This window comes from Nostoc sp. WHI, assembly GCF_015714725.1.
Taxonomy (GTDB): domain Bacteria; phylum Cyanobacteriota; class Cyanobacteriia; order Cyanobacteriales; family Nostocaceae; genus Nostoc.
The window spans coordinates 1-7,075 of record NZ_WBKM01000205.1; the positions used below are offsets into that span (position 1 = coordinate 1).

A 7,075-nucleotide genomic window follows, 5' to 3' on the forward strand; every position below is an offset into this window, starting at 1 on the left:
GTGGTGAAAAATCTCATAGTAGCCGAGACAGCAGCGCACGGGATTAACTCAACAGCCCAAGCGATGGCTCACGCTTCTAGCATTACCCCAGGCATCCGAGAATCGGTAGGAATAGATGAGCATCTTGGACTTGCGGAGGCTCTGATTAATCAACTTAAATATCAGCACTAGGGAGATGAAATAATGGACTTTGCAATACGCAATCCGGCAATGGGTCATGCAAGCCATATTGATGAGAAAGCGCTTGGCTGGGGAGGATTTGAGGCAGATATATTGGGTTATCTCTCCGATATAAATAAGCTCGAACAGTTTGCGGATTATGCCAATAATGCCCAGGAACTATCTGATAGATTAGAGCCATTTCTGGACAACGCCAAGGTTGTCTTTGAGGCAATGGAGAAGCTGACCAAAGGACAAGTTACCTGGGTCGAACTTCGTAAACAATACGGCTCTCATGTTGCGGGTGCAATTGGTAAAATCCGTAAACTTAACGCTGAATTTGACAGCGAGATGAGTAAAATAGATGCCCAAGATAGAGCCGACTTGCTGCGAATTGATCAAAAGCGTAAACACGCATTAACCGAAGTTGCCGCCCAATTACACCATGATTTACAAGCTGAATTGTGGAGGCATGAAAACAAAATTAGCGGCATAGAAAATAGGCAAGTTGTACAAGCTGAACGTCAAGCCATCACAACAGGACTAAGAGAGAAACGCCAACAACTTTTAGCCCGTGCGCGGTATGGTTCAAGAGCATTAGAGCCAAACCAAACACCCCAAGAAGTAATACCAATTCAATCCCAAAATCATGCACCAGCATCTAGTGTTTCTGCAACAGGAACAGTTCGCGGTTGGGGTGCAATGTTGGGTAACTTGTGGCAGAAATTAGGCGACAGATAATCAATTAATTAGGTAAGGCTGATGCTAGTAAGGAAACGAAATGAAGATCCTCATAGCGTCAGCCCTTTTTTGCATGAAGGGCTGGCACAGACTCCACAGCAACATAAAATTGAGCAACCATCACAACCGCAACCATTACCAGAAAATAACAGAGGTAGAACATTTAGACGTGCTGGTAATACTTGTGAGATTGTCGCTGGCAGTTGCTTAAATAGTGCAGTTATTTTTACTTTTCATCTGTTGCAAGTTCACCCCGTTGGAATGTTCCTAGCTGTAGGTACTGCACACCTGTATTTTACTGCCACTGCAACAGGTGAAGGGTTCAATAATTTCGTTACTAATTTAATGACTGGTTGCAGTGCATCACTGGCGTTATTGTGTGCGCTATCCTACCCTCTGAGTGAGTGGAATGAAGCGAGAACTTCTACTGATACAGCGAATAATTCAATTCAGTCAATGTATCAGCCCAAAACTGCGGATTATTCCAGTTGGGGCAGTGGTGCAGGTGTGGCGATATTCGTAGCACTATTAATGATTTTTCTATTTGGTGGTAGTCAGAGGAAATGAATTATTTAAGCGACAAACATAAACAGTTATCTGAGTCACAACAATCGGGTTTAATGTTGTGGTTTGGTCGTCTGCCAATGGACAAGAAAGCTGTTGCAATTGGGCTGAGTTTGACTGTAGGTATTGGATCGGCGGCGATGGCGTGGAAAGGGGAGTCAAGCGACCGTATTTATTTCTGCGTTCGGACTCCCCAGAAAAAATTGGTATGTCAGGATCAGAATAACAGACCATTTCGCATGACCCCCTTTTATTGGTCACAGTGGCAGTTAGAAGGAATGCCGCGCCAAATAGTGCGTAACCCAGCTATGGGGGTAAATGGGCTGGTGAAAGCGACTAACCCATATAAGCCGTTTTGGGCTTTTGGTGGATTCCTGGGGTTTGCGCTTGCAGGGTGGATGCTGAGGCACTGTCAGTATGAAGAAAAACAGAAAGCAATATTTGAAGACATCGCCCAAAAGCGTGATGCTGCAAAGGCAGAGATGGCTGCACGTTCCGAGCTACTAGAGAGCTACCGAGATGTTGCGATCGCAGAAGTCCAATTGCAAGCTGACTTGGATCTAATCGCCAATGATCGCACTGTTGATATCCAAAAAGCCGAGATTTACGCCCACACGGAAATTGAAGTTACCCAAATGGAGGCAACTGATGCCATTTTTGAGGCGCAAACGGCGGGGATGACCGAGCAACAGAAGGCAGATTACATTAAGCAGCTACGGGAGATGAAAACGCCCTATCTGCAAGGGAGTCAGACTTTAGCGGGGACGATTGACCCCAACGACAAGGTTACTGGGGCAGACAGCCAAGCGATCGCTCCTGGTGACAAATATCGCTGGATTAACAACACCATTGGCTACCCCACTTTAATATTTGGTGGCATGGGTGCTGGTAAGTCCTGGACTACCAGAGAGATTATCTGGAAGAAAGTACAAGCTGGGTGGAACATCGTAGCGCTTGACCCACATGGTACACAGGTCGAATGGCGAGGTGTGAGGCTGATTACTGGCTACAAAGAAATAGCCGATTTCATGCAGTGGTACATGGATGAAATGCGCCAGCGCTATGATGACTACCGCCGTAGTGGGCTAACTGAGGAGCAATGGACAGAACGGTTAAGGAATAGCGGCAAGATGCTATCAGTTATCTGTGAAGAATTTACGACCTGGACAGATAACATAGTTGAGCCAATGCCAAATAATTGTGAAGAAGATAAGTGGAAGCCAGATCCAGATTTTATTGGTAAATGGTTTCGCTGTGCCATGACTGAATCTCGCAAACAATTAATGATTCCTTTGTTCGTAGCCCATGATCGCACAATGGAGATTTTAGCTAAAGCCAAAGGATTATCAAAACTTCGAGATGCGGCACTGTTAGAAGTAGAACTAATCGCAACTATTGACCCAATCACGACAGAAGCTAAAGCTAGTGGTAGGGGTAGGATTAAGCTACCTGGGCATGGGCAATGGATTGATATTGAATTGCCTAAACTTGACCACAAGCGAATTGATTTTCGGCTTGATAAACCTTTGACCAGTAATGAACCGCCAACCATCGACAAAGCTACTTTAGAGCGGATTTATGAACTGGAATTCAATCTTGGTAACAAAGCAGGTGACACCCAACCTGAACCGAAACAATTATCAACAATGGCGCAAAAGCTGTATGAATATCTCACTAGAACTGAACGAATATCAGCTGATGTTAGAGAGTTTAAGGGCAATTTTAAAGTGAACGGTGAAAGATTTACTGTTGAGCAAATCAAGGGCTGGATGTATGAAATTGTGGGGGCTGAAAAGGCTTACTGGATAGGCGAGGGTGTTATCAAGCTCAATCAAATTTAACCGCTTAGAGTGTCCGCGTGTCTACTCCCAAAACCCCCTTTTTTCGCGGACACGCCTACTCCAGACACTACAGACACTAAAGCTTGAAAGCCTTATACAGCATAGACATGGGAGGACACCAGCCGCAGACACCGCAGACACCAAATGTCTATCAAGTGTCTATCAAGTGTCTGTTAAATGTCCGCTTTTCACTGTCCGTAGGATAGGATTGTTATATACGTTAGCCACTACATTTAGATGATTAACAGTTAAAGAGGTCTAAAAATGAAAACCGAACACGAACGCGAACAGTTAATCAACGCAATCAACGTACTGTTACATCAATCTTATGACAGTACTTTAGACGAGATTTACGCACTACTCAAAAAAATAGAAGAGGAAGAGGACGAAAACGATTTAATAGCCTATCATGCTGCTAAAAGTGATGTAGAAAATAATAGTCTTATCGCCTGGGAAGACATGAAAAAGGAAATCGCTAATGAAAGAAAAAAGGACGTAGCGTGATCTACGAAGTTAAATTTACCAAGGGGGCGAGAAAAATGTTTATAAAACTATCTCAAGAATTGCTTGACCGCATACAAACTAAAATAGATGACTTAGCAATAGAACCACGTCCCAACGGAGTAAAAAAGTTAAAAGGTGAAGAAAATTCCTATCGAATTAGAGTAGGCGATTATCGCGTTATCTACGATATTTTCGATGATGTTTTATTGGTAAGTGTTGTGTCAGTCGGACATCGTAGCGAGGTATATAAAGATGAAAGTTGACCAGCAATAAAAAATTAGAGCTATCGCCTACAGCATAGTAGAAGAGATACGTTTATATATTCATAATCTGGCAGAGATGAATTATTGGCTCATGAAGTCAGAACCAGAAGTTTACAGCATCGCTGACCTTCAGCAGCAGCGCGAAACTATCTGGGACGGTGTTCGCAATTATCAAGCTCGTAATTATTTGCGTCAAATGCTCCCAGGAGACTTAGCTTTTTTCTATCACTCCAACACAAATCCTCCTGGTATTGCTGGGGTAATGCGTGTAGTGAAAACGGGTATTGCTGACCCCACTCAGTTTGACCCAAACAATAAATATTATGATCCGAAATCCAGTCCCGAATCTCCGCGCTGGCAAACAGTTATAGTGGAATTCGTTGAAACTTTTTCTCACCCCATCTTGCTATCAACGCTCAGGGAGAAGTTTAGCTCTGAGGAATTAATGGTGGTCAGACCAGGAAATTGATTATACAATTTGAGGTCTATTTGCAATTCAAAAGGGACATTGAGAATTTGTTCCAATCTCTTTGACCATACTCTGATCCGCTCTCCGAAACTTGACCCATCTAATTTAGAAAAATTATGTATAGCAATGCGATTATTTTGGTAATAATCTTCGTTTATTTCTCTGAACGTTATATATTTAACTAGAGCATAAGGACTATCAAAAAAAAGAATATTTGGCTCTGATTGACCAATAAACGCATAAATTTTTTTAATAATTTTTACTACTTTATTTTGGTTAATTGGCTCGGTGGTCAGAATATTTTTTTGCCATTTTTCTTGATACAGAGGAATCAATTTTTTTTGCTTTGGAGTAAGTATAACCATTATTTTAGTATTGTTATTCCTCTATTATTTTTAGCCATTCGTCACATTCAATATATAGTCGCGCTACACTTTTGGGCTAATACGTTGAATTAGAGCCGAAAAGTCTTTTCAATTCATGGATCGCACTGGGAGAAATGCTCTAACAGTGAGGTGGGGAAGCAGGGGGAGAGAAAGAAATAAGTGTATTGAAGACTAATTCGGTAGTAAAAAATACTAAAATTTTCTCTTCACTCCCCCTGCTCCCGAAGCTCTTTTCACGATGATCTCACTTTTTCGCGTTGCTCCATTTTAAAGTTTAGATGAACTTACTCCTTGTTTAGGCGGGGATGTCCTCAGCTTGTATTGATAAAATTTACTTATGTATTTTGGCAAAAATCCCTATCACATAATGATTTGTAGGACAAGAAGAAAATGTGTTTTCATCAACAAACACACAGAACTCCATCTGACATAGAAACTTTAATAAGTGAACCAAATATATTCCGACAAAGGATAAAGTTAATATCATGTCAAGTGAATGATGTATAAGATTAGATAAAAAGCTACATATTAAATATCTGGTGAAGCATCTCTCAACTCTGGGACAGGAGATTTTGGCTACGTAGACTTGGAACGAGACCGCTTTGAACCCGTGGCTTTTTGTCCGGGATATATGCGTGGTTTTGCATTTCATGGCAATTTTGCGTTCGTGGGAATTTCTCAGCCAAGGCACAACTTGACTTTTAGTGGGTTGCCCCTAGATGAGAAATTGCAACAAAAAAACGTCGAACCTCGGTGTGGGTTACTGGTGATTGATTTGCGGAGTGGGGATATTCTGCATTCTCTGCGAATGGAGGGGGCGGTACTGGAGTTATATGATGTGGTGGCACTTTCTGGGGTGCGCCTTCCAATGGCCATCGGCTTTAAAAGTGATGAGATTCGGCGGATGGTCAGCAAGAGGAAAAGGGGCAGGGGGCAGGGAGCGGAGGGGAAGACCGGGACGGAGAAGCTCTCTGGACTCCGCCCCGTATAAGCGTCCTTTTAGGACGGGGCTTGTACCCATGTTCCCCCCTTCATTCCACGCAGGGGGAAAGGGCTTGCTCCCCCCGCTCCCTGCTCCTTTTCCCCCTGCCTCTTCCGGTGACGATGGGATGAGTAAAAAGGGGAAATTTCCCCTTTTCAGGCAGATAAACAAGACAAAAAAATCATAAGGAGAATCAACAACAATGGCTAATGCAGTTTTAAATTTATCTGACCTTAACGGCAGCAACGGCTTTATTCTCAACGGCATTGATAGCTTTGACTACTCAGGGGGTTCTGTCAGCAGTGCAGGGGATATCAACGGCGACGGCTTCGATGACCTGATTATTGGGGACGGCTTCAATGACCTGATTATTGGGGCAAATGGTGCCGACCCCAACGGTGAGAATTATGCCGGGGAGAGCTACGTGGTCTTTGGCAGCAATAGTGGCTTTGATGCCCAACTCAACCTCTCTGACCTCAATGGCAGCAACGGCTTTGTGATTAACGGCATTGATAGCTATGACTACTCAGGCAGATCTGTCAGCAGTGCGGGGGATATCAACGGCGACGGCTTCGATGACCTGATTATCGGGGCACCAAGTGCCGACCCCAACGGTGAGAATTATGCCGGGGAGAGCTACGTGGTCTTTGGCAGCAATAGTGGCTTTGATGCCCAACTCAACCTCTCTGACCTCAATGGCAGCAACGGCTTTGTGATTAACGGCATTGATAGCTTTGACATCTCAGGCGTTTCTGTCAGCAGTGCAGGGGATATCAACGGCGATGGCTTTGATGACCTGATTATCGGGGCAGTTAATGCCGACCCCAACGGCAATAATCTAGCCGGGGAGAGCTACGTGGTATTTGGCAGCAATAGTGGCTTTGATGCCCAACTCAACCTCTCTGACCTCAATGGCAGCAACGGCTTTGTGATTAACGGCATTGATAGCTTTGACATCTCAGGCGTTTCTGTCAGCAGTGCGGGGGATGTTAACGGCGATGGCTTTGATGACCTGATTATCGGGGCATTTCGTGCCGACCCCAACGGTGAGAATTATGCCGGGGAGAGCTACGTGGTCTTTGGCAGCAATAGTGGCTTTGATGCCCAACTCAACCTCTCTGACCTCAATGGCAGCAACGGCTTTGTGATTAACGGCATTGATAGCT

At 44.0% G+C, this 7,075-nt stretch carries 8 protein-coding genes; all 8 read left to right on the plus strand.

All coding sequences use genetic code 11. The features are described 5' to 3' along the window. The first annotated feature begins 183 nt into the window (after positions 1-183). Positions 184-900, plus strand: coding sequence for a hypothetical protein (locus F8S12_RS20215; RefSeq protein WP_196517873.1), 717 nt, complete (start codon positions 184-186; stop codon positions 898-900). Positions 901-921: 21 nt separating this feature from the next. Further along, entirely contained in the window at positions 922-1,467 is a 546-nt protein-coding gene (locus tag F8S12_RS20220; protein WP_196517874.1) for a hypothetical protein, read from the plus strand. After that, positions 1,464-3,305 (plus strand): hypothetical protein, encoded by a 1,842-nt coding sequence (locus F8S12_RS20225; RefSeq protein WP_196517875.1) that lies wholly within the window; start codon positions 1,464-1,466, stop codon positions 3,303-3,305. Before F8S12_RS20220 ends, F8S12_RS20225 begins: the two co-directional genes overlap by 4 nt. A gap of 264 nt (positions 3,306-3,569) precedes the next feature. Beyond that, entirely contained in the window at positions 3,570-3,809 is a 240-nt protein-coding gene (locus F8S12_RS20230) for a hypothetical protein (RefSeq protein WP_196517876.1), read from the plus strand. Beyond that, entirely contained in the window at positions 3,806-4,072 is a 267-nt protein-coding gene (locus F8S12_RS20235) for a type II toxin-antitoxin system RelE family toxin (protein WP_196517877.1), read from the plus strand. Before F8S12_RS20230 ends, F8S12_RS20235 begins: the two co-directional genes overlap by 4 nt. 76 nt (positions 4,073-4,148) lie before the next feature. Then, complete coding sequence (locus tag F8S12_RS20240; RefSeq protein ID WP_331001416.1) at positions 4,149-4,541, plus strand: EVE domain-containing protein; 393 nt, start codon at positions 4,149-4,151, stop codon at positions 4,539-4,541. 918 nt (positions 4,542-5,459) lie between these two features. Beyond that, positions 5,460-5,918: a DUF4915 domain-containing protein gene (locus F8S12_RS20245; RefSeq protein WP_331001417.1), complete on the plus strand. Its 459-nt coding sequence runs from the start codon at positions 5,460-5,462 to the stop codon at positions 5,916-5,918. Between the two features lie 193 nt (positions 5,919-6,111). Continuing rightward, positions 6,112-7,075, plus strand: a 964-nt coding sequence (locus tag F8S12_RS20250; RefSeq protein WP_196517879.1) for an integrin alpha, incomplete at its 3' end; no start/stop codon positions are given.

What these genes read in the sequence shown, in the direction of transcription:
- F8S12_RS20215 (WP_196517873.1), top strand. Translation starts at nt 184, where the DNA reads ATGGACTTTGCAATACGCAATCCGGCAATGGGTCATGCAAGCCATATT.
- F8S12_RS20220 (WP_196517874.1), top strand. Translation starts at nt 922, where the DNA reads ATGCTAGTAAGGAAACGAAATGAAGATCCTCATAGCGTCAGCCCTTTT.
- F8S12_RS20225 (WP_196517875.1), top strand. Translation starts at nt 1,464, where the DNA reads ATGAATTATTTAAGCGACAAACATAAACAGTTATCTGAGTCACAACAA.
- F8S12_RS20230 (WP_196517876.1), top strand. Translation starts at nt 3,570, where the DNA reads ATGAAAACCGAACACGAACGCGAACAGTTAATCAACGCAATCAACGTA.
- F8S12_RS20240 (WP_331001416.1), top strand. Translation starts at nt 4,149, where the DNA reads ATGAATTATTGGCTCATGAAGTCAGAACCAGAAGTTTACAGCATCGCT.